General features: G+C 41.4%; 22 protein-coding genes. 15 read left to right on the top strand and 7 right to left on the bottom strand.

The features are described 5' to 3' along the window. Positions 1 to 116: 116 nt before the first annotated feature. A complete protein-coding gene (locus ABH902_RS05605) occupies positions 117 to 839 on the bottom strand; it encodes an amino acid ABC transporter ATP-binding protein (RefSeq protein ID WP_404589566.1) in 723 nt (240 codons plus the stop codon). Then, positions 832 to 2,295: an ABC transporter substrate-binding protein/permease gene (locus ABH902_RS05600; RefSeq protein ID WP_404589565.1), complete on the bottom strand. Its 1,464-nt coding sequence runs from the start codon at positions 2,293 to 2,295 to the stop codon at positions 832 to 834. The genes ABH902_RS05605 and ABH902_RS05600 overlap by 8 nt, the downstream gene beginning before the upstream one ends. A gap of 191 nt (positions 2,296 to 2,486) precedes the next feature. Between ABH902_RS05600 and ABH902_RS05595 the strand changes: the two genes are divergently transcribed. The 7 genes from ABH902_RS05595 to ABH902_RS05565 all read left to right on the top strand — a co-directional run bounded on the left by ABH902_RS05595 (position 2,487) and on the right by ABH902_RS05565 (position 10,128). Continuing rightward, positions 2,487 to 3,572: an iron-containing alcohol dehydrogenase family protein gene (locus ABH902_RS05595; RefSeq protein ID WP_404589564.1), complete on the top strand. Its 1,086-nt coding sequence runs from the start codon at positions 2,487 to 2,489 to the stop codon at positions 3,570 to 3,572. A gap of 198 nt (positions 3,573 to 3,770) precedes the next feature. Then, positions 3,771 to 4,916 carry a tRNA guanosine(34) transglycosylase Tgt gene (gene tgt, locus ABH902_RS05590; RefSeq protein ID WP_404589563.1) on the top strand — a complete coding sequence of 382 codons (1,146 nt, stop codon included), beginning with the start codon at positions 3,771 to 3,773 and terminating at the stop codon, positions 4,914 to 4,916. 81 nt (positions 4,917 to 4,997) lie between these two features. After that, positions 4,998 to 5,348 carry a preprotein translocase subunit YajC gene (gene yajC / locus ABH902_RS05585; RefSeq protein WP_404589562.1) on the top strand — a complete coding sequence of 117 codons (351 nt, stop codon included), beginning with the start codon at positions 4,998 to 5,000 and terminating at the stop codon, positions 5,346 to 5,348. A gap of 102 nt (positions 5,349 to 5,450) precedes the next feature. Next, on the top strand, positions 5,451 to 5,735 hold the full coding sequence (locus ABH902_RS05580) for a post-transcriptional regulator (RefSeq protein WP_404589621.1): 285 nt from the start codon (positions 5,451 to 5,453) through the stop codon (positions 5,733 to 5,735). A gap of 149 nt (positions 5,736 to 5,884) precedes the next feature. Continuing rightward, on the top strand, positions 5,885 to 8,482 hold the full coding sequence (adhE, locus tag ABH902_RS05575; RefSeq protein ID WP_404589561.1) for a bifunctional acetaldehyde-CoA/alcohol dehydrogenase: 2,598 nt from the start codon (positions 5,885 to 5,887) through the stop codon (positions 8,480 to 8,482). A 237-nt stretch (positions 8,483 to 8,719) separates the two neighbouring features. Next, complete coding sequence (locus ABH902_RS05570) at positions 8,720 to 9,154, top strand: GNAT family N-acetyltransferase (RefSeq protein ID WP_404589560.1); 435 nt, start codon at positions 8,720 to 8,722, stop codon at positions 9,152 to 9,154. 104 nt (positions 9,155 to 9,258) lie between these two features. Then, complete coding sequence (locus ABH902_RS05565; protein WP_404589559.1) at positions 9,259 to 10,128, top strand: VOC family protein; 870 nt, start codon at positions 9,259 to 9,261, stop codon at positions 10,126 to 10,128. 49 nt (positions 10,129 to 10,177) lie between these two features. On the opposite strand, the gene ABH902_RS05560 is transcribed toward ABH902_RS05565, so the two are convergent. Then, positions 10,178 to 10,738 (bottom strand): flavin reductase family protein, encoded by a 561-nt coding sequence (locus tag ABH902_RS05560; protein WP_404589558.1) that lies wholly within the window; start codon positions 10,736 to 10,738, stop codon positions 10,178 to 10,180. 234 nt (positions 10,739 to 10,972) lie between these two features. On the opposite strand from ABH902_RS05560, the gene ABH902_RS05555 reads away from it, so the two are divergent. Genes ABH902_RS05555 through fucO form a run of 8 tightly spaced genes read left to right on the top strand, consistent with a single transcriptional unit; the run spans position 10,973 to position 18,979 of the window. Then, entirely contained in the window at positions 10,973 to 11,464 is a 492-nt protein-coding gene (locus ABH902_RS05555) for a PTS sugar transporter subunit IIA (protein ID WP_404589557.1), read from the top strand. Then, positions 11,461 to 12,297, top strand: a complete 837-nt coding sequence (gene rhaD / locus ABH902_RS05550; RefSeq protein ID WP_404589556.1) for a rhamnulose-1-phosphate aldolase — start codon at positions 11,461 to 11,463, stop codon at positions 12,295 to 12,297. The genes ABH902_RS05555 and rhaD overlap by 4 nt, the downstream gene beginning before the upstream one ends. Positions 12,298 to 12,315: 18 nt before the next feature. After that, complete coding sequence (locus tag ABH902_RS05545; protein ID WP_404589555.1) at positions 12,316 to 12,615, top strand: PTS sugar transporter subunit IIB; 300 nt, start codon at positions 12,316 to 12,318, stop codon at positions 12,613 to 12,615. Between the two features lie 30 nt (positions 12,616 to 12,645). Continuing rightward, positions 12,646 to 14,073 (top strand): PTS galactitol transporter subunit IIC, encoded by a 1,428-nt coding sequence (locus tag ABH902_RS05540; protein ID WP_404589554.1) that lies wholly within the window; start codon positions 12,646 to 12,648, stop codon positions 14,071 to 14,073. Next, positions 14,066 to 15,112, top strand: coding sequence for a 2-hydroxyacid dehydrogenase (locus ABH902_RS05535; protein ID WP_404589553.1), 1,047 nt, complete (start codon positions 14,066 to 14,068; stop codon positions 15,110 to 15,112). Before ABH902_RS05540 ends, ABH902_RS05535 begins: the two co-directional genes overlap by 8 nt. Positions 15,113 to 15,147: 35 nt before the next feature. Continuing rightward, the gene (locus tag ABH902_RS05530; protein WP_404589552.1) at positions 15,148 to 17,226 is read left to right on the top strand and encodes a BglG family transcription antiterminator; all 2,079 of its coding nucleotides are present in this window, start codon (positions 15,148 to 15,150) and stop codon (positions 17,224 to 17,226) included. A 1-nt stretch (position 17,227) separates the two neighbouring features. Further along, on the top strand, positions 17,228 to 17,797 hold the full coding sequence (locus tag ABH902_RS05525; protein ID WP_404589551.1) for a hypothetical protein: 570 nt from the start codon (positions 17,228 to 17,230) through the stop codon (positions 17,795 to 17,797). A 27-nt stretch (positions 17,798 to 17,824) separates the two neighbouring features. Continuing rightward, complete coding sequence (gene fucO, locus ABH902_RS05520; RefSeq protein ID WP_404589550.1) at positions 17,825 to 18,979, top strand: lactaldehyde reductase; 1,155 nt, start codon at positions 17,825 to 17,827, stop codon at positions 18,977 to 18,979. 139 nt (positions 18,980 to 19,118) lie between these two features. Here the strand turns inward: fucO and fni are convergent, their stop codons facing one another. The 4 genes from fni to mvk are packed head-to-tail and all read right to left on the bottom strand — an operon-like array spanning position 19,119 to position 23,188. Further along, positions 19,119 to 20,168 carry a type 2 isopentenyl-diphosphate Delta-isomerase gene (gene fni / locus ABH902_RS05515; protein ID WP_404589549.1) on the bottom strand — a complete coding sequence of 350 codons (1,050 nt, stop codon included), beginning with the start codon at positions 20,166 to 20,168 and terminating at the stop codon, positions 19,119 to 19,121. After that, positions 20,152 to 21,249 carry a phosphomevalonate kinase gene (locus ABH902_RS05510; RefSeq protein ID WP_404589548.1) on the bottom strand — a complete coding sequence of 366 codons (1,098 nt, stop codon included), beginning with the start codon at positions 21,247 to 21,249 and terminating at the stop codon, positions 20,152 to 20,154. The genes fni and ABH902_RS05510 overlap by 17 nt, the downstream gene beginning before the upstream one ends. Beyond that, complete coding sequence (mvaD, locus tag ABH902_RS05505; RefSeq protein WP_404589547.1) at positions 21,246 to 22,244, bottom strand: diphosphomevalonate decarboxylase; 999 nt, start codon at positions 22,242 to 22,244, stop codon at positions 21,246 to 21,248. Before mvaD ends, ABH902_RS05510 begins: the two co-directional genes overlap by 4 nt. Beyond that, positions 22,244 to 23,188 carry a mevalonate kinase gene (gene mvk, locus ABH902_RS05500; protein WP_404589546.1) on the bottom strand — a complete coding sequence of 315 codons (945 nt, stop codon included), beginning with the start codon at positions 23,186 to 23,188 and terminating at the stop codon, positions 22,244 to 22,246. The genes mvaD and mvk overlap by 1 nt, the downstream gene beginning before the upstream one ends. Positions 23,189 to 23,200: the final 12 nt, after the last annotated feature.

Here is a 23,200-nt window from a genome sequence, read left to right as displayed (position 1 = left end):
TTTATATCAGTATACTACTTTTTTAGGTGAAAATGATCTGCAAATTTTCCGAGAAATTAAATAAAGAGGATGAACCAACACATAGTAAGTGTTTTGGTCATCCTCTAAAAGGAAGCTTACAGTACTTTTCTCAAGAAATCCTGGGTTCGCGGATTTTTGGGTTGGCCAAATATTTCTTCTGGTGTTCCTTCTTCTTGAATAATTCCGGCATCCATAAAGATAACACGATCACTTACTTCACGTGCAAAGCCCATTTCGTGTGTGACAACGACCATTGTCATTCCTTCAACGGCTAAAGCTTTCATTACAGCTAATACCTCTCCGACCATTTCCGGGTCAAGTGCTGAGGTTGGTTCATCAAACAGCATAACATCAGGGTTCATCGCTAAAGCTCGTGCAATTGCGACCCGTTGCTGTTGACCGCCGGATAAGCTGGAAGGGTAGCTGGCGCTTTTATCTTTTAAGCCAACTTGATCCAATAACGCTAAGGCCTTTTCTTTGGCTTGGTCAGGATTTTCTTTTTTGACTTTTATCGGACTGATCGTTAAATTTTCTAAAACAGTTTTATGTGGGAAGAGATTGAAATTTTGGAAAACCATGCCCATTTTTTGGCGCAGCTCATCAATATTTGTATCTCCATCCAGCAGATTCTTTCCTTCAAATTCAATGGTGCCTTCTGTTGGCTGCTCCAATAAATTTAAACAACGTAAAAACGTACTTTTCCCACTACCGGAAGGACCGATGATGACGACCACTTCACCGGCTTTGACGTCTAAATCGATGCCCTTTAAGACTTCGTTGGTTCCAAATGTTTTATGCAGATTCTTAATATTAATCACTAGTGCTCATTCTCCTTTCAGCAACACCTAACAGACGAGAAATAGTAAAGGTTAAAACAAAGTAAATCAAGGATACGACTAAATACGGTAAGAATGGTTTAAAGCTGGCTCCTTGAACATTGCCGGCTTGGAAAATCAATTCAGATACGCCGATAACAGAAACAACAGAGGATTCTTTGATAACGGTCACGAACTCGTTTCCTAGAGCAGGTAATATATTTTTGATCGCCTGCGGTAAAATGATATAACGCATTGCAAGTGTCTGATTCATTCCTAGAGAACGCGCGGCTTCAAGCTGTCCTTTATTAACGGCGTTAATGCCGGCACGAACGATTTCAGCTACATAAGCACCACTGTTTAAGGCAAGCGCAATACAGCCGGCCGCAATTTTAGAAAGATCCAGACCTAAAACGCCTGTACCGAAATATACAATGAAAATTTGTACCAAGAGCGGTGTGCCACGCACATATTCAATATAAGCAATGGCAAGAGCACGTAGAATTTTAGATTTAGACAATTTCATTAAAGCTAGTAAACCACCTAAAATAGCACCGAATAAAACGCCCATGAAGGCTAGAAAAATCGTATAACCGGCACCATTGATATAAAATTTACCGTATTTTCCTAAAAAGCTTTCATCATCTGTAAACATCAGTTTGCTGGCTTCTTTTTTGTAGCCGTCCAACAAGTTATTGTCATTAATTTCTTTAATGGATTCGTTGACTTTTTCAGTCAGAACCGGTGCTTCTTTTGAGATAGCAACGGCTGCTTCTTTTTCGCCTTGTTCAAAAGTTACATCGGCAAAGGTTAGATTTTTATCACGATCAACATAGGCTTCTGCTACCGGACCTTCTAAAACGGCTGCATCTACTTTTTTGTTTTTTAAGTTCATGATGATATCCGGTACTTTTTGTAAAGAGGTTGGGATAGAGCCGGTTAATTCATTTTTGGCCAGCTCTTCTTGAGTCGTTTGCTTTTGGACACCGACTTTAATTCCGGAAAAATCTTTGGTTGATTTGAAGTTGTCTTTTTCAGCTTCTCTTACGATTACCTTTTGCTGTACTTGCATATAAGGAGTAGAAAAGTTCACTTCCTGAAGACGTTCGGGTGTTGGTGCCATACCAGAAATAATTAAGTCAATTTTGCCTGTTTTTAAGGCACCCAGCAATGCATCAAAACCCAGCTCTTCAATTTTTAATTTTACGCCTAAATCGTCTGCGATTTTTTGCGCAATAGAAATGTCAAAACCGACAATTTGGTCTTTTCCGTCTACATCCGCATGGAATTCATAGGGTGCATAATCAGCGGATAAACCAACGATTAGCTCGCCACGTTTTTGGATATTGTCGTAAATGGGATCTTTTTCTTCCGCCAAAGCGCTTTGCAGCAGGAGTAGTGTGAGTAAAACAAGGAAAATGGATGTGATAAGTGCAGCTGTTTTTTTACCTAATTTCATGTGTGCCTCTCCTTTGTAGGTTGATTTTTGATAAATATTCTAAAAAAATCGAATAAATGTATAAAAATTTATTGTTTTCGGATGTGAATTATCATATCATAGATTAGAAGAAAGGAAAAGTTTATTTTCCTAAAGAATTCTCAAAAATTATTTTTGCATAAAAATTAATAAAGAATGGATGGTCAACAATCATGGAACAAGCATTAATCGTTAGAGGCGCACCACAGGAATATGAATGTCGCGTAGGGGCATGGAATGAACTCGAAGAGCATTTAAATAGAAGAAAGCTGCAGCGGGTGCTTGTTTTGCATGGAACAGCTTCATGGGAGGCGGCTAAGCCTTATTATCCGGAGATGCCGGCGATTGAGCAGCATTTTGTTTATTATGGCGGGGAATGTACAGATGAAAAGACTGCGGAATTAACGGACTTTTTTCAAGAGCATTCTTTAGAGGCGATTATTGCTGTAGGCGGCGGCAAGGTTGCAGATTTAGGTAAAGCCGTGGCGCATCAATGTCAAAAGCCGGTTTTAATTTTACCGACCTTGGCTGCAACGTGTGCCGCTTATACACCGTTGAGCGTGATTTACAATCCGGATGGGTCAATGGTTCGTTACGATGTGTTTCCGGTAAGTAATGCGCTGGTTTTGATTGAACCGCAAGTGATTTTAGATTCGCCGTTGGATTTAATGGTGGCTGGTATTGGCGATACGATTGCTAAATGGTATGAAGCAGATGCGATGATTTCTCAACTGGCTGTTCAATCAATCGAAATTCAAGTAGCGGCTTTTGCGGCTAAAAAATGTCGCGATGTTTTATTAGCTGACAGTCTGGAAGCCTTAAAGGCAATGGAACAAAAAACAATCAACCAACCATTTTTAAATGTCATTGAAACGAATATTTTATTGGGCGGTATGGTCGGTGGCTTTGGTGATGATTATGGTCGGACATCCGGTGCGCATTCCATTCATGATGCGTTAACGCTTTTACCGGAAAGTCACCAGCAGCTGCACGGCAACAAAGTAGCCTACGGCGTATTCGTTCAATTAGTTATTGAAAATAAATGGCAGGAAATCGACCGTCTAGTGCCATTTTATCGCAGCTTGAATTTACCGACTTCTTTAAAAGATATGGGAATGACCTTATCCGAGGAAGAATACACGCGAGTGGCGCAGCGGGCGGCAGAAGCGCACGAAACGATTCATTATATGAAAGAAACAATTACGCCGGAAGTCGTAAAAGCTGCGATGGTTGCTCTGGAAGCACATGATTTTCAATAAAAAATAAAATACAAGAGCATAAAGCAGGCTGCGTTTTCGCTTGTTTTGTGCTTTTTTTGTTATTCCAGAATTATTCCCAAAAAAAAGATTAAAATAGCGTTCAGATATTGTCGGAAAACCGCTTCCCCTCTTGCAAATACAAGCAAAAACACGTATGATGGTTGAAGTGTAAATTTTCAAATGAAAGTAGGGAAATGAATGTCTCAATCAGCCATTCGTTATCGTTTAATAAAAAAAGAAAAGCATACCGGTGCTCGTTTGGGTGAATTAATTACACCGCATGGTACATTCCCAACACCAATGTTTATGCCGGTAGGAACGTTAGCGACAGTCAAAACAATTGCGCCAGAAGAATTAAAAGCAATGGGCGCAGGCGTGATTTTAAGTAATACGTATCATTTATGGCTTCGTCCGGGAGAAGATTTAATTGCAGAAGCCGGCGGACTACACAAGTTTATGAATTGGGATCAGCCGATTCTAACCGATTCAGGCGGTTTCCAAGTATTTTCTTTAAGTGACATGCGGGATATTAAAGAAGAAGGCGTCCATTTTAGAAATCATCTGAATGGCTCTAAGCTGTTTCTTTCACCAGAGAAAGCCATCGATATTCAAAATAAATTAGGCTCGGATATTATGATGAGCTTTGATGAATGTCCGCCGTTTGATGAAAGCTATGATTATGTGAAAAAATCAATCGAGCGGACTTCTCGTTGGGCAGAGCGGGGCTTAAAAGCACATGCTAATCCGGATCGTCAGGGCTTATTTGGGATTATCCAAGGTGCCGGTTTTGAAGATTTAAGACGTCAAAGTGCCAAGGACTTAGTCAGTATGGATTTTCCGGGCTATTCGATTGGCGGGTTATCTGTGGGTGAGCCGAAAGAAGAAATGAATCGAGTGCTGGACTTTACCACTCCGCTGATTCCTGAAAACAAACCGCGATACTTGATGGGTGTTGGTACGGCTGATTCTTTAATTGACGGCGTCATACGTGGCATCGATATGTTTGACTGTGTCTTGCCGACCAGAATTGCCCGTAATGGTACCTGTATGACCTCTAAAGGCCGTTTGGTAGTTAAAAACGCGCAGTACGCAAGAGATTTTAGACCGCTTGATGAAAAATGTGATTGCTATACATGCAAAAATTATTCACGCGCCTACATTCGTCACTTGATTAAATGTGATGAAACCTTTGGGATTCGATTGACTTCTTACCATAATCTCTACTTCTTACTAAATGTGATGAAACAAGTCCGTCAGGCCATTATGGATGATAATTTATTAGAGTTTAGAGAAGCATTTTTTGAAGAATACGGCTATAATGAAGCTAATGCGAAAAGTTTCTAAAAAAGCAATCAAAAGACTAGTGTTGCACACGAAATTTTGTTACAGTAAACTAGTGATTATACAATAAAGAGGTGAAGAAAAATGGGCGGAGGACTTTCGTTAATTTTACCATTAATTCTTTTGGGCGGTATGATGTTTTTCATGACGCGCTCACAAAAGAAACAACAAAATGAACGGCAAACTCTTTTAGACTCTATGAAAATCGGCGATGAAGTTGTCACTATCGGCGGCTTACACGGAGTGATCTCTGAAATCGATAATGAGAAAAGAACCATCTTTATTGATTGTGAAGGAATTGTCCTTGAATTTGACCGCGGTGCAATTAAGAGCGTCAAACCTAGCGCAGGGACAACTGTAGTAACTGAAACAGAAGTAACTGTTGAGGAGCCGGCTCCAGAAGAAACTTCTGAGCATGGCGAAACGAAAGAATAAATTCCAGCTTGCTGGAATTTTTTCTTTCTGTGATTGATTGATTCACATACATAGATAATTATTCGGCCTGGTGTAGCAGCACTTTTTAGTTGGGGGGAAAGGATCATCGAAACGTTATCTTGGCACCAGAAAGTGTTATTGAAAAAAGAGATAAAGCTGAAATGTCTGTCTTTTCAGCAGCTAGGTTATTCATCCGTCAACGAAACTGAATTGATGAACTACCTTGTTGCTTATCGCTGGAAAAAGAAACAGCCGAAGTCCATAAAAGATTGTCGCAGAGACATTTCGACCATAAAGCCAAATGAATTTTTTGATTATCAGCAGCTGGTCGCTCAAACCAGCAGTCTACAGCTTAAAGACTGGCATGACTTAGAAGACTTATTCTAATGAAGAATGGGTCTTTTTTTTGTGGAAAAAAATAAATGTGAAAAAAATCACAAAAAACTATTTACAACGATAAAAAAATATTGTATGATGTGTATGTGAAAAAGTTAACAAATAAAAAAACGAATAAATTATCTTTCAGGAGGATCACAATGGCTAAAACGATGAAAAAAGAAGAAGCTAAAACCCTTGACGTACAAGCAATGATCGATGAACTAGCACAAAAAGCAAATGTTGCTTTGAAAGAAATGGAAGATTTTGATCAAGCAAAGGTTGACCATATTGTTCACCAAATGGCAATGGCCGCATTAGATCAACATATGCCTTTAGCAAAAATGGCTGTAGAAGAAACCGGCCGTGGTATTTACGAAGACAAAGCAATTAAAAATATGTATGCATCTGAATATATCTGGAACAGCATTAAACATGATAAAACAGTAGGCGTGATTAATCAGGACGACCAAACAGGCTTGATCGAAATCGCTGAACCAGTTGGAGTTGTTTGCGGGGTAACACCAACAACCAACCCAACCTCAACAACTATTTTCAAATCATTAATCGCACTTAAAACACGGAACCCAATCGTCTTTGCTTTCCATCCAAGTGCGCAAAAATGTTCTGCTGAAGCAGCTCGCATCGTACGTGATGCCGCAATCAAAGCAGGCGCTCCGGAAAATTGTATCCAATGGATTGAGCATCCATCACTGGAAGCAACTTCAGGCTTAATGAACCATCCTGGAATTGCGATTGTACTAGCAACAGGTGGTGCCGGCATGGTGAAATCAGCCTACTCAACCGGTAAACCAGCTTTAGGTGTTGGACCAGGAAACGTGCCAGCCTACATTGAAAAATCTGCAAAAATCAAACGCGCAGTTAATGACCTAATTGTTTCAAAATCATTCGATAATGGTATGATCTGTGCCTCTGAACAAGCAGTGATCGTGGACAAAGAAGTTTATGCAGCTGTAAAAGCTGAATTTGAAGCGCATCAAGTTTACTTTGTAAAACCAAATGAATTACAAAAACTAGAAGATGCGGTAATGAACGAAGGAAAATATGCAGTTAATCCTGCCATCGTTGGTTACTCTGCAGAACATATTGCAGAGCTTGCAGGAATCAAAGTACCAAAAGGCACTAAAATCCTAGTTGCAGAAATCGAAGGAGCAGGTGCTGAATACCCGCTTTCACGTGAAAAATTATCACCAGTTTTAGCAATGATGAAAGCTGAAAATACAGCGCATGCCTTAGATTTATGTGAAGCAATGCTTGAATTGGGCGGCTTGGGACATACGGCTGTGATTCACACAGAAGACGAAGACTTACAAGTGAAATTCGGTTTACGCATGAAAGCTTGTCGTATCTTGGTAAACTCACCATCTGCTGAAGGCGGAATCGGAAATATCTACAACGAAATGATTCCTTCATTGACATTAGGTTGCGGATCATATGGTAAAAACTCTGTCTCTAAAAACGTATCTGCTGTTAACTTGATCAACGTCAAAACTGTAGCGAAACGGAGAAATAATATGCAATGGTTTAAATTACCGCCAAAAATTTTCTTTGAAAAAAATTCATTACAATACCTACAAAAAATGGAAAATATTGAACGTGTTATGATCGTTTGTGACCCAGGTATGGTTCAATTCGGTTATGCTGATACAGTCCGTAAAGAATTACAAAAACGCAAAAACGATGTGAAGATCGAAATCTTCTCAAACGTTGAACCAAACCCATCAACAAATACTGTTTATGCTGGAACAAAAGTGATGGTTGATTTCGAACCGGATACAATTATTGCTCTTGGCGGCGGTTCTGCGATGGATGCGGCTAAAGGCATGTGGATGTTCTATGAGCACCCAGATACAGAATTCTTTGGCGCAAAACAAAAATTCTTGGATATCCGTAAACGTACGTACAAAATTGACAAACCAGTTAAAACACAATTTGTATGTATTCCAACAACTTCAGGTACTGGTTCAGAAGTAACGCCATTTGCGGTTATCACAGATAGCGATACACATGTAAAATACCCATTAGCTGATTACGCATTGACACCAGATGTAGCGATCGTTGATCCACAGTTTGTTATGTCAGTACCAGCTTCTGTCACAGCAGATACTGGAATGGATGTATTAACACATGCGATCGAGTCTTATGTTTCAGTTATGGCTTCTGATTATACACGCGGCTTGAGCTTACAAGCGATCAAACTTGTTTTCGATCATTTGGAAAACTCTGTAAAACGCCCAGATGCTGAATCACGTGAAAAAATGCATAATGCTTCTACAATGGCTGGTATGGCATTTGCCAATGCCTTCTTGGGAATTTGTCACTCTGTTGCACACAAAATTGGAGGAGAATATGGTATTCCTCACGGACGTACAAATGCGATTCTTTTACCGCATATTATCCGTTACAATGCCAAAGATCCTTCAAAACATGCAATGTTCCCTAAATATGACTACTTCCGTGCCGACACAGATTACGCAGATATTGCGAAATTCTTGGGTCTTAAAGGTAAAAACACTGCTGAATTAGTCGATGCACTAGCAAAAGCAGTGTACGACTTAGGTGTAGCTGTCGGTATTGACATGAACTTGAAAGCACAAGGCGTTACACAAGAAGTTCTTGACTCTACTGTTGACCGCATGGCAGAACTTGCTTATGAAGATCAATGTACAACAGCAAATCCAAAAGAACCATTGATTAGTGAATTGAAACAAATTATTATTGATGCTTATAATGGGTAATTGATTTAGGAAAGAGGTTGAGCCAAAAGTCGTTTAGGTTCGAGCAATTGGAGTAAAAGACGAACAATATGCTTTTTATATTGATCGGATTTTATGAAATTGCCGAAGAACCTGACTTTTGGCCACCGTTTATTCGTAAGCAGTGGGCGGGACAAAACTGTTTTTTAGTTTTGTACCGACCACTTTTTTTAAATTCTCCTATATAATTTTAGTATCAAGTATACGGAGGGAAAGCAGATGACGATTAAAGAGGCACAGTTGGAAGACGTAGCAGCGATTAATCAAATAAATACACATGATTTACAACATGAATATTCTCTGGAAAAAGCCAAGGAACAATTCACTTATCTATTAAACTCGCCAGTCAATCAGGTTTTTGTAAAGGAAATAGCTGGTCAAGTGGTCGGCTATATTCAGCTGAGCGAATATGTTTGTCTTTATGGACCGCGCTTAATGAATGTGCTGGGTTTGGCAGTAAAGAAAGCCTATCAAGGGCAAGGCATTGGCAAAGAACTACTAAAAAAAGGAGAGCAATGGGCGTTGGAGTCGGGAGCAGAAGGGATTCGTCTGAATTCTGGTGTGGAGCGAACCGAAGCACATAAGTTTTATGAGCATCTGGGCTATAAAAAAGTAAAGAGCCAGATTAATTTTAGAAAGTTATTTACTGAATAAAAATGAGTAGCGAGAGTAATTAAAGCAATTCCTTTCTCTAAACTTACACGACTGATTATAATGGAGAAAACAAGTCGTTTGTGGCAAAGGAAAGGATGAATGAGATGTCTAAATTTTCACCGTGTTTATGGTTTGATGGTCAGGTAGAGGAAGCGGCAGCTTTTTATGTAGAGGCTTTTGAAGAGGGAAAAATCAATCAAGTCGATCATTATGTGAACTGTGATCATCAACCGGCTGGTTCGGTTTTGACAGTGTCGTTGACACTTTGCGGACTGGATTTTCTGTTGTTGAACGGCGGACCGGAATTTTCTTTGACACCGGCGATTTCCTTTTACGTGGAGTGCGAAACACAAGCGCAGATTGATCGGTTGTGGGCGAAATTAAGTCAAGGCGGTACGGTACTAATGGACTATGGCGAGTACCCGTTTAGTCCAAAATTTGGTTGGGTGAACGACAGATATGGTGTTTCCTGGCAGTTGGTTTTAGCCCAGAAACAGCAATCCATCGCACCAGCGTTTCTATTTACGCAGCAGCATTCCGGACAAGCAGAGGCTGCCATGCTGAAGTGGATTGAACTATTTGGTGAAGGTCAGGTTGAATTTATCGAAAAGAATCCGGATGGAACGGTTGCACAAGCGCTATTTACGCTGCATGGTCAGCCTTTTCGAGTGATGGACGGCGGAGCAATCGACCATGCTTTTACCTTTACCATGGGCACTTCTTTGTACATCGACTGCAAAGATCAGGCAGAGATTGACCGTTTATGGGAGGCTGTGACGGCTAAGGGAAAAGAGTGGCCTTGCGGCTGGATGGAGGATGAATACGGTGTTTCTTGGCAAACAGGTTCGAAGGAGCTGGAGCGGTTGATTGACGGAGCCGATCCAGAATGTGCCAGTCGCGTAATGCGTGCCATGGATCAAATGAAAAAAATTGATTTGGCTGCTTTAAAAAAAGTATACGAAGAAAACAGTTAAAAAATAACAGACACCAAACGTCCGCTCAGACATTTGGTGTCTGTTATTTTTATTTTTTGAAAAAGCTGCCACCTTTGTCAAGTGTGTCTGAGTCTAAATAACGATAGAAGCGTTGTGTTGCATCGCCCATATATAAAACTGGATCGAACTTTCCATAATGTAAGTGATCATCCTCATCAAAAAGCGTTTCTTCAATGAGTCGCCGCTCAATTGTCGCAAAGATATGATAGATCCCCTGAAATTCTTGAATTTTTTCCACACGGCATTCTAAGGTGCAAATACATTCATCAATTATCGGTGCTTGGTTCCTTTCAGAAATCGTATAATGAAAGGAATCGGGTAAATTAAATTTATCTTTGCGGCTGTTGAAGCCGCCTAATTCGATTTGCTTCATTACGTTTTTGGTTGGAATATTTATGGTGAATGCGCCATATTTTTTTATTTGCTTTAGGGCATTGCCGTTGCCAACACCGATCACCACGCTGTTGCCTAAGGAATAAGAAGAGCTACAGGTGGAAAAATTATAGCCCCATTGCTCATCTTGATAGCCTAGTAAAAAAATCGGGAAGCCGTAATATAGCTTATTTGTCTTAAATTCTTTTTTTGTCATTATTGATTTCCTCCTTTACTCATAGTATAACGGATGAATCATTTAAGCGTCATCGATATATGGAATATAGAACAATTTTTTTGCACTCAATGTTGTCGGGAACTGTAGATGTTGATCACACTTTTTTCCAAAGTAAAAAAGTAGATTGTGATGAAAGCGCAAACAAAATGATCGACCGATTTGTTATACTCTGTTTGTAAACAAAACAAACAACGAAAGAAAGGGAGTCGATGAATGCTTGTTGCAGATAAGTTTCTCAAAAAAGAGCTAGTGGCTATATATGAGCAGGAAGATGATCAAGCGGTCTTTTTTTCTTATCTATCTGCGCGCTTAACAGAATTAGGCTATGTAGAGAACAGTTATTTAGAAGCGATACTTGAACGAGAAGCCGCTTATCCCACCGGACTGAAAACGCCAAGCATTAATGTAGCCATTCCCCACACGGATCCGCAGCATATCCTTCAGCCGTTTATTTACATTGTTAAATTGGTTTCACCGGTCACTTTTGGTGAAATGGGCACCGATAATCAGTTTATTTCAGCGAAGTATGCTTTTTGTCTGGGTTTTAATAAGGGAGAGGATCAGCTGGTTTTGCTGCAAAATTTAATGGCGATGTTTATGGATCAAGCTTTTATGGAACAACTGGAGACAGAAACACAAGAGGAAAAAATTTTTGATTTGGTCATCAATTATTTTAATAAAGAAGAGGAGTGTCAACGAATATGAAAATTCACAATATTTATGAAGCACCATTTATCAAGGAAATGTGTGAGGCGACTAGAAATCTTTGGAAGAACGGCTGGGCAGAACGAAATGGCGGTAATATTAGTTATCGTTTGGATGAAGAGGAGGTACGTTTTTATTTAGATACGAACCGGGTGATTGATGAAGTGGATTTAGGCTTTGAAATTCGAGAATTGGCGGGTATGATTTTTCTGGTTTCCGGCTCCGGCAAGTATTTTAAAAATGTGTGGCAAAACCCGGCTGACAATTTAGTGATTTTAAAGATTTCAGAGGATGGGAAAAAATATCAGGTGCTTTGGGGCTTGGAAACTGGCGGTGTGCCAACAAGTGAACTGGCGTCCCATTTGAAATGTCATGCGGTTCGTCTGCAGCAGGATCCTGAGCATCGCGTGATTTTGCATACCCATTCGATTGCGATTTCGGCGATGACCTTTGTGCATGATTTAGATGAAGATAAATTCACAAAAACCTTATGGGAAATGATTACGGAGTGTTTGGTCGTATTTCCGGATGGCGTGGCGGTTCTACCGTGGATGGTCGCCGGAACAGTTGAGCTGGGTGAAGCATCTGCCGCTAAAATGTACGATTCAAGAATTGTGATTTGGCCGCATCACGGCATTATGGGTGCGGGGCAATCAATGGACGATGCTTTTGGGTTAGTGGAAACAGCAGAAAAAGCGGCCGATATTTATATTAAAGCCCAAGCGGTTTCGCCAGAATTTAAACAAAAAATCACCGATCAACAGCTTTGGGATTTAGCGGATCGATTTGGTGTTGTGCCTAAAGTGGGGATTTTAAAAGAACGCGTAATGTAATAAGAGGAGGAGCATAAAATGAAAAAAATTAATGTAATTTCAGTCTGTGGATCAGGAACCGTGACAAGTACGATGGTCGCCAATAAGGTTAAAGATTTTTTAGAGGAAAATGGCTTTAAAGCTCAGACCGTAGAAGTAAATCCGGGCGGGGTTGAAGGTCAGCTAGCTTCTGGCAACTGGGATATTATTGTGCATACCAGTCCCTTAAAAGGCAGCTATGATGTGCCAACGATTAATTCGGTCGGCTTATTAACCGGAATGGGCGAAGAGGAATTTTTTGAAGAGCTTTTAGAAACAGCTAAACAACTTAGCAGCTGATGGTTAAGGTAAAACAAAGGAGGGAAAGCAATGCTGGATTTACTTTCGCAAATTATGGATGCATTTGGTGCAGCAATTGTAGTGCCGGTCATCATTTTTTTTATCGCATTAATTATGAAGGTCAAACCGAAAAAAGCTTTTAGCGCTGCGTTGAATGCCGGAATTGGTCTGACCGGCTTTAATATGATTATTGGTGCCTATTCACCAATTGTCACGCCAGTGGTTAACCGCATGGTGAAAGAAACGGGTGTGAATTTAAGGATTTTAGATACAGGCTGGCAGGCAACGAGCGTAGTAGCGTATTCTACTCAGGTTGGGATGATCTTTTTAGGCTTGGGTCTGATTTTACAAACGGTCCTTTTTTTAATTAAATATACGAATATTTTTATGCCTTCTGATTTATGGAATAATTATTCCTTTATGCTATGGGGGTCAATGCTTTATATTTCTACTAAAAATCTGGCTTTATCCATTGGCTTAATGGTACTTTCAAATTTGTATTGCCTAGTCTTTTCAGAGATCATCGCCAAACGCTGGTCAAATTATTATGGCTACCCAAGCTGTACCATGACAGCACCACACCATATTTGCTCGGTACCTTTAGCTATCGGTATGGATTGGCTACTGACGAAGCTAGGGGCAAATAAGGTGAAATGGAATCCGGAAACACTGCAGGCAAAGCTGGGCTTTTTAGGAGAACCGACGTCGTTAGGGTTTATTTTAGGGCTAGCGTTGGGCTTTGCCGGTAATTATATGCGTTTGAATACATTGGAGGCTTGGGGAGAAGTGGCGATTGTCGGAATTTCGACTTCTGCGATCATGGCGATTTTCCCAAAAATTGCCGGAATCTTTGCTTCAGCCTTCACCACCATTACGGATGCGTCAAAGAAAACAGCCAAGTCAAGCAGTTCAGACCGCGTGTGGTTTTTGGCGATCAATGACGCTGCGGGCTACGGCGAAACAGCTACCTTATTGACAGGAATGCTGTTGATTCCGATTGTTTTAATTCTAGCTATTGTATTGCCGGGGAATCAAACCTTGCCAATGGTAGATTTAATTGCAATTCCATATATGATCGAGTTAATTATTTGTGTATCAAACGGTAATATCTTCAAGTCGCTGATTAGCGGAACAGTATGGTGTGTGGGCGGCTTGTATATGATTACCGCGGTAGCACCAATTTTTACGGATGTAGCGGTTGAAGTTGGCGTTAATTTGCCAAAAGGTGCGTTGATGATTTGTAGCTTTGCGGTAATGACCAATCATATTATGGGCTTGCTATTCTTAATTTTCATGACGCAAAATCCGTTGTGGATCGGGTTGTCAGTCGTGGTTTATATTATCCTGTATGTTTTTGTTCGTGTGAAAAAAGAAGCAATTCATGCTTACCTTGAAAATCAGGCAGAACGTGAAGCAAATGCTGGCATTGTAAAAGAAGGAGTGGTTTTGAATGAGTAAAGTAGTCGTGGTGGGAGATGCGTTAGTTTCAGCAGAAACGTTAAAGGAGGCCGCTCAGCAGCTGAAAATTCCTCAGCCAATTGAAATTACTAGCTTTAACTGGCATGCGGAGTTGACGAAAGAGGAATTTCAAGCACAAATTAAAATTATTGAACAGGGCGGACCTACAGCGGTAACCATTCCGGAAGGTATTTTAGAAGCAATGGCTGATGCAGAGTATTTATTAGTGCATATTGCACCGGTTTCAAAGGAGATGTTGGCAGCGGCTCCACATCTAAAAATGATCGGTACCTGTCGCGGCGGTTTGGAGCATATTGATTTGGAAACAGTGAGCCAACGACGCATTCAGCTGATTCATGTAATTCGAAATGCAGAGCCGGTAGCCGATTTTACTGTGGGACTGATGTATGCCGCTACCAGAAATATTGCACTGGCTCACCGTCAAGTCATGAGTGGACAATGGCCCAAGCAGTTTCCTAATGATTTGTACAAAACGACCTTGGCGAATTTGAAAGTCGGCTTAATTGGCCTAGGCTATATTGGCAAATTAGTTGTGAAACGGTTGAATGGCTTGGGAGTGGAAGTAGTTGCGTATGATCCTTACGTTGATCCGGAAAAAATAAAAAACGAGGGCTTAAAGGTTACGTTTGTTGAGCTGGAGGAAGCGTTCAAAGAAGCGGATATTATTTCACTGCACATGCGGGTGACACCGGATACAACGAACATGATCAACGAGTCACTGATTTCCCTGATGAAGCCAAGCAGCTATTTAATTAATACTGCTCGACCAGATATATTGTATAAACCAGCGTTTGTAGCGGCTTTAAAAGCCGGAAAAATTGCCGGCGCTGCGCTTGATGTTGTTTGGGAAGAGCCGATAAAAGCGGATGATCCGCTGCTGACATTAGATAATGTGACCATTACCTCGCATATTGCCGGAGATACGATTGATGCAATTCCACGTTCGCCGTATCTTTTGCGGGATGTTATGAATGACTATTTCGATAAAGGCACCAGCGATATGCTGATTCGTTTATAAAAGCTACTATTTTAACATAAAAGGCAGTGAAAACAATGGATTCAATGGCGATACAAATACTACAGTTGATTGTTTCTAATAGAAGTATTTCTTTAAAGCATTTAGCAGAGGAAGTCAATGCTACCAGAGGACAAATCGAGTACCGAATCAAAAAGATTAATGACTTTTTGCAGCTGCACGGAAAAAAGGCGATTCAAAAAAATGGTCATTTTTATTCAAGCGATTTAAAGATGCAAAAGCTTCATCCGCTGCTGGCAGAGCTATCGCCGTTGTTTCATTTAACCGATAAGGAACGGCTGCATTATCTGTTGCTTATCTTGTTATTTACGGACGCTAAATCGTTAAGCTCTTTGGCTGAGCGGCTGGCTGTTAGTAAAAATACAATTTTAGCTGACAATAAAAAGCTGGTACCTTACTTAAAGGAACACGAAGTAACCCTTCTATACAGCCGTAAACATGGGTACTATTTAAAAGGGCAAGAGCTGACGATTCGTAAAATAGGTATTCAAGTGATTAGAGAAATTGTCGCTGAAGAGCAGGGGGCTGGTTTGTTTGAAACGATTTTTGCGGCTGATTTACAGATAATTAAAGAAATTCGTGCCAAACTGGAGCTGTTAGAAAAGCATTTGGATTTAACCTTTACAGAAGCGAAGCTGATTGATTTATCCTTTGTCATTTATTTATGCACGAAGCGTATTGAGCATGGTAATTGTTTAAACGAAACGGATTTGGGCAGTGTCATTCCTATGGCAGATGATACCTTTTACGAAGAGGTTTCTTCAACGTTAACTTACTTTTTTGAAGGATTCGATCATCAAGTGGAGGCGCAGTTTGTCAGCATCCAAATTTTAAGCACCAGCTTGATTTTAAATCGAACACAGCAAAAGGACCAAGCGCTTCTAGCTGCGATTGAACAAACGATCGGGCAATTTGAAATATTGAGTATTACCACTATTAATGAAAAGGCGGAGCTGGCGGCAGCGTTGTATCAGCACATTATTCCAGCCAGCTATCGTATTAAATTTGGTGTACCGGATAATAATCCCAATACTGAAAAAATCATTAAAGAATATGATTATGTGCATCAATTAGTAAAATCAGCGATTGCTCCGATTGAAAAGGTTTTAGCAGTGACCTTTCCGCCAGATGAGCTGACCTATATTACGGTGCTGTTCCTAAGCTTTTTAAAAAGTGATTTAATCAAGCAAAAGCAGAAAAAACAAGCGGTGGTTGTGTGTCTGCAGGGCATATCCATTTCGCGGCTGCTGTTGGAAAATCTAAAGGAGCTGTTTCCAGATATTCATTTTATCCGCTACATGTCTTTGCGGGAGTTTTATGAAATGGATGATCGTGCGTTTGATTATGTTTTTTCAACCGTCCATTTAGACACTGAAAAAACGGTCTTCTTTATTCGTCCGTTTTTGAATGAGCAGGAAAAATCATTATTGATCTATGAAGTGGAAAAGGCAGTCGGAACAGTTGCTAAAAAGCCTTTTCCGATTGTCGAAACAGAAAAGGTACTGGAAATAGTGACGCAATATGCCAGTGTTACTGAAAAATTATTACTGGCGCAAAACCTGGATGCTTATTTTTCCTCATTGCGTTATCAGGGCGCTGAACAAAGTCCACAGCTGGCCGGAAATCATCAATTGTTGACCTTGCTGCCGCTTGAGCATATTCAAATCTATCAAGAAAAGCTGTCCTTTTCCGAAGCGATTAAGCTGGCCTCCAAGCCTTTGGTGGACGGTCATTTTGTTGAGGCGGATTATGCCGAAACGGTTATTAAAAACTATGATCCGAACTACCCTTATTTCGTAATCGCTCCGCAAACTGCGATTCCGCATGCAGGACCAGAGGACGGAGTGCATAAGCTGGGCATGTCCTTATTAATGCTGAAACGACCGGTCTATTTTACAGATGAATTACCGGTGCGGTTGATTATCATGATTGCGCCAAAGGATAAGAAAAGTCATATTCATGCGGTCAGCAGCTTGTATAGCTTTGTGAAGGAACAAAAGCATGTAGAACGTTTACTGTCTCAAAATTATGAACGTGAGCTGAGAGCTTATTTGGAAACAAATTTATGTCCTGTTTTGACAGAAGGAAGGAAATAGAATGGGCGGACAAGGAATTTTAATGCGTAAAGTAACGTTTGATAAAACACTGAATCAGCTGGCGATTTTTTTGAAAGGTTCGTTTGTAATTTGTTTGCTGTATATTATCAACGGCTCGTTCATTCAAAAGAATCTAACTCTCAAAGAAATTATGGCGCTTTTTCCCATGTATGTATTGTTAGTCGGTGGCTTTTTATTATTGTTGTTTTTAAAGAAAAGAAGTCAGAATGAACCGCTGCTGCAGGATATTTACGAAAATTTTCAGTTAACGAATTTTACCGAGGTGAAAAAGTTAGATCAGCGTTTAGTACAACAAATGAAAAAAGAGCGAAAATTTGTTTCTCATGAAGGACAAATCGTGGGGACAACGGATTTTTTATTGGCAGATTTTCGGGATGGGCAATTTCAATTGCTGCCGATTCATGAGGTGAAGACTGTTCATCTAATAAATAAAGACCGACAAGCAACAGTGGTTTTTGAGCTGGGCTATCGTGAGACTGTGATTTTCTTTAAAAAGGCAAAAGAAGCGAAGACGTTGCTCGAACAATTAAAAGAAAATTATGGATTATAGAATTGAAGTGAAAAGGAGTGTGAATAAATGGTTCAACGAATGATATTAAACGAAACGGCCTATTTCGGAAAAGGCGCTATTACAGAAATTGTAAACGAAGTTCAGAAGCGGCAGTTTACCAAGGCTTTAATTGTAACCGATAAAGGTTTGATGCAAAATGGTGTAGCAAAAAAGGTGATTGATTTATTAGCTGAAGCGGAACTTGCCTATGATATTTATGATGGTATCGTGCCGAATCCAACGATTGCTGATGTTCAAAATGGTGTAGCAAGTTGCCAACAGGCACAAGCAGATTATATAATTGCGATTGGCGGCGGCTCACCGATCGATACGGCCAAAGCGATTGGGATTATTGTCCAAAATCCGGAATTTGCAGATGTGTTAAGTTTGGAAGGAACAGCGGCGACCAAAAAGCCTAGTTTGCCAATACTAGCAGTACCGACTACTTCGGGAACGGCAGCTGAGGTGACGATCAACTATGTAATTACAGATGAAAAGAACCACCGGAAATTTGTCTGTGTTGATCCCCATGACATTCCAGTCATAGCGTTTGTAGACAGCGAGATGATGCTGGGAATGCCTAAAGGATTATGTGCGGCAACTGGTATGGATGCGTTGACGCATGCTATTGAAGGCTATATTACCAAAGGTGCTTGGGCAATGACGGACATGCTGCATTTAAAAGCGATTGAGATTATTGCACAGTCCTTGCGTGATTCCGTTGCGGGCAAGCTAGAAGCGAGAGAAGCGATGGCTTTGGGACAATATATTGCAGGGATGGGTTTTTCTAATGTAGGCTTAGGCTTGGTACATGGGATGGCACATCCGCTGAGCGCTTGGTACGATGTACCTCATGGCGTTGCTTGTGCTTCGCTATTACCAACGGTGATGGACTATAATAAAGAATACACGGGAGAAAAATACCGTCAGATTGCCATAAGTATGGGCATCGAAAACGCGGCTGAAATGTCATTGGAACAAGTACGAACAGCAGCGGTAGAGGCCGTAAGAAGATTGGGAATTGATGTAGGAATTCCGCAAAATATCAGCAGCCTAGGCGTTCAGGAAAAAGATATCGCAGCGATTGCCGAAGATGCTTTCAAAGATGTCTGTACACCGGGAAATCCACGCGCTGCAACGGTAGCGGAAATTACCGAGCTGTACCGCAGTTTAATGGTATAAGAGCCAGATGTGAAGGGACTTCCCATTTTTTTAGTTATTAGTGAATAGAAAAAAAGACGATGACATTTTTTGAGCGGATCGAGGAACATAAACGCCTCTGTCCCAACCTCGGTACAACAATTTTTGTCATCGTCTTTTTTTATTGTCGATTTCTTTTGGCAAACGGTTGATACGCAATGCCGCGACTTTCGCACCAATGACTGATCTCACTGGAAAAAACCAGATCTGTCGTCAGCAGCTCGGGAGTATTTTTTTTCCCTAGCAGCGTATAAAGCATTTTTAGTTCTGCTTCCCATTGTTGAATAAGCTCAATTGTTGCCTCAACACCATTACTCATAAGTTCATTCAAAATAGTTCCAGCAACACCCACGCTTTTAGCGCCTAAGCTTAGAGCTTTAACGATATCAAAGGATTGACGCACACCTCCGGAAGCGAGAACGGTGATATCCCGCTGCCAGTTTGACGCTTCCAATAAGGAAAGCACCGTTGACTGGCCCCAATCCGTTAAAAAGCCCAATTCTCGATGAGGGCGACGAGCATTTTCAATTTGGGTAAAGCTAGTGCCGCCCTGCCCGCTGACATCAACAGCCTTTACTCCGCGCCAAACCAGCTGTTCAATCGTTTCACTGCTCATACCATTGCCGACTTCCTTGACAATTACCGGTACCTCCAGCTGTGAAACGATTGCTTCAATATTGTCCAGCCAGCCGGTAAAATCCCGATCTCCTTCCGGCATTACAAGCTCTTGCGCTAAATTAACGTGAATCTGTAAGCCGTCTGCGTGAAACAAATCAACGGCTCTTTTGGCATCTTCCAAAGAAAGACCTGCCCCAATATTGGCCAAGATTACGCCATTGGGATTTTCGTGCCGCATTATTTGGTATGTATCGGCCAAAGCTGGATCTTTTAAGGCCGCATTGACGGAGCCAGTGGCAATCATCACACCGGTTTCTCTAGCAATAACACCTAGCTGCTGGTTGATTGTTTTGGCACGCTCACTGCCGCCGGTCATCGCATTAATATAAAACGGCTGCTTAAAAGAAAAGCCCAGAAAATCCGCCGCAATGTCGACTTCATCCATGGCAATTTCCGCAAAAGAATGATGGACAAAGCGAAGCTGATCAAAGTCATTTTCATTCTTTTTATGGAAGGCTTTGGCTAAAGACATATGTTCATCCTTTCGATTCATCGTTCTCCTGCTTTCTGTAAAAATAAACGTGTAACGGCAACGGCGTAATGCCGACTTTTTCCCAAGAACTCATCAATGGAAGAATCCCTGATTTCTGTTTGAATAAAACAATTCCGCAGTCGCCGCCACCAGCACCGGATGATTTTGCGGCCCCGTTAAAGGTTTCCGCCAAGTCGCAAAGCTCTTTAAGGGCAGGTGTTTCAATAGTGACGCCTGTAATCATCGTTAGCTGCTGCAGCAGTTGCCGGTTTTTTCTGATCTGATGTTGAATCTGTAGAATGTCCTCCGTTTGAAAACCTGTAATCATTGCTTCTACACAGCGCTGACTTTCAGCTAAAAACTGTTGATAATTTTGTTCTTGGGTTTCTTTGGACAAGTGAACCTGATCTACTAAATCAGAGGTAGAAGCCGGACTGCCTGTCCAGCCGATCAAAAGACGCAAACCTTTTGGTACCGTAAGCGGCTGAATCATTAATTTCGGCCAATTTTCTTGAAGCAGCTGACTAAGCGTTGTTTTCTCTTGTTGCTGTCTGACCCATTGATGATCAAAGGTTGAAAAAGCTATCCAGCCGCCGAAACAGCTGGCTGCAATATCCCCACAGGAGCCGTTTCCCTGTACTTCCAAATGAGCGAGAGCGGCTAATTTAAAGATAGCCATTTCGCTCAACTGCAGCTCATAGAACTGACTTAACGCTTTAACTGTTGCGACTGTAACCGCTCCGCTGGAACCTAAACCATATTTACGTCCGCTAGAATTATCCAGCTCGCTGGTTACCTTTAGATGGTAAAACGAGAGCCTTTTATGCTGCTCCTGTGCGTACTTTTCCGTTAAGCGAATTGCCGCAAGAATATAATGAAACGGATTTTCCCGTATATCAAGGACTAGCTCGTTGTTTTTTCTTGTCCAGCGTACCGGCAGGGAACTATATTGTGCCGATTGAATACTGCCGATTTTTTCCGCTTTTTCAAGTGTTACTGTAATAAATTGATCAATCGCTACGATGATTGCCGGATGTCCAGGCTCTACCACCGCATATTCACCAGCAATAAATAACTTACCGGGTGTAGCAACTTCTATCATGATTTGTCAGACCTTTCTGCCGGTAGTAACGTGATTCCCGGACCGGCATTTGCAGTAATTAATTGTTCTTTTGAAAAATGAGCCGCAAAAAATGTCGTTAAAGCAGCTATATTTTTCTTTTCTACCAGCACTTTTACATTAGGGCCGGCATCCATTGTAAAGTAGCAGGGCAAGCCTTGTTCACGGGCAAGACGGACCAGCTGCATTGCTTTAAGGCTTTCCGGTGACCAATACGTAAAGGGTGGTTGCGCGCCGAGAGTAGTCCCGTGCATTTTAAGACCGTTCGCTTCAGTAATTTCTCCAATTTTTGTGAAATCTTTAGCGGCAATCGCCTGTTTAGCAGCCAGTAAATCTGCTTCTACTGTAGCCAGCCAGCCTGAATAAAAGCTGGAGGTTTCGACTGTTCGTTTCATGCCGTCACGGCTGGAAATATCTTTCATGCCATCATCTACTAAAACAAAAAGCATAGCCAGCTCTTTTTCCCAGTCATCTGCTGCAATGTTTACAGCATAGGAAGAGGAATCATCGGTTCCTTTTTGCCATTCAGCAAAACCGCCGAAAATACTGCGGCAGGCAGAGCCCGAACCACGTCGCGCTAAACGAGAAAGTTCTTCTGGCGTGTAGTTTAAGCTCAAGGCTTGAGCACAAGCTCCGGCCAAAGCCGCTAAGCCGCTGGCAGAAGAGGCCAGACCTGCTGCTGTCGGTACAAAATTATGACTGTCTACACGAGCGAATAAAGAAAGCTGCTGCTGTTGACGAACCAAGTCCAAAAAGGCGGAAACCTTAGCTGTTTGTTTTGGGGACTGACATTTGTCATCTAAAAAAAACTGATCTTCCGTTAATCCTTCGTCAAAACAAACCTGCGTTTCTGTATAAAAAGCGTCCAAGGTTAAAGAAAGACTGCTGTTCATTGGCAGAATCAATGTTTCATCCTTTTTGCCCCAATATTTGATTAATGCAATATTTGTATATGCACGTGCTTTTCCCATGTACATTAATTATTCACCTCTAACGATTGAATCCAGCAAGCGTTGGCGCCGGCATCTTTTATTGCAGCTGCAATAGTTTGAGCAGCGGCTTTGGAATCAGCTAACGCAATCATACAGCCGCCGCGGCCGCCGCCAGTTAGCTTGGCACCCAATGCGTTGGCAGAAAGAGCAGCCTGAATCAGCTGATCCAATTTATCATTACTAACCGTTAAGGCAGTAAGATGAGCTTGCGCTTCAGTCATAATTTGACCTAGGCGGTATGCATCATCTGCTAAAATCGCCGTTTTAGCTTGAACAGTCAATTGGCCTAAAGTGCTGATATGCAGAGCAGCCGTTTTTTTATCCTGTTCAAAAAGCCGAGCAACATCACTGACGGCTGCTCTCGTTTGCCCTTTAATGCCTGTATCTGCAACGATCAAATAGCTATTGGTTAAATTCATCGGGAAGACTTCAAGCGCCTGTCCTTTGATAAAATAAATGGGCTGATCGCCGCTGGTTGCAGCGGCATCAATACCGCTGGGATTGCCGTGTGCAATCTTTTCAGCCAGATTAACTAGGGGCAGTAAATTTTCTGAAGGACAGGGAACTCCAAAATAATCATGAAGCGCCCGGACAACGGCTACAGCTGTTGCCGCACTTGAACCCATCCCGCGTTCAGCCGGAATCGTGCTGTTGATAACAATGTGTAATAGTGCTTCTGAGTGATTCAATTCCTTTAATGTCTGGTAAATAACAGAGCGAATACTCTCTAAATGTTTCGGTGCTTTGATTAATTTACCTGAAAAATAAAGACAGTCCAAATACATGTCCGTGTCAGGTGTGACGTTTACTGTAATGGCCGTTTCTCGAAAAGGAAAGGCAATGGCCGGCTCGCCGTAAACGACCGAATGCTCGCCCATCAGAATAATCTTTCCTGTTGCAGATCCTTGCCCAGTGTTTTCTTTGTTCATTATTGTCAACAG

Origin of the sequence: Enterococcus sp. UD-01 (assembly GCF_044909655.1) — a bacterium.
GTDB lineage: Bacteria > Bacillota > Bacilli > Lactobacillales > Enterococcaceae > Enterococcus_L.
Note: the sequence above shows the minus strand (reverse complement) of the source record. Positions and strands in the feature narration are given on the sequence as shown.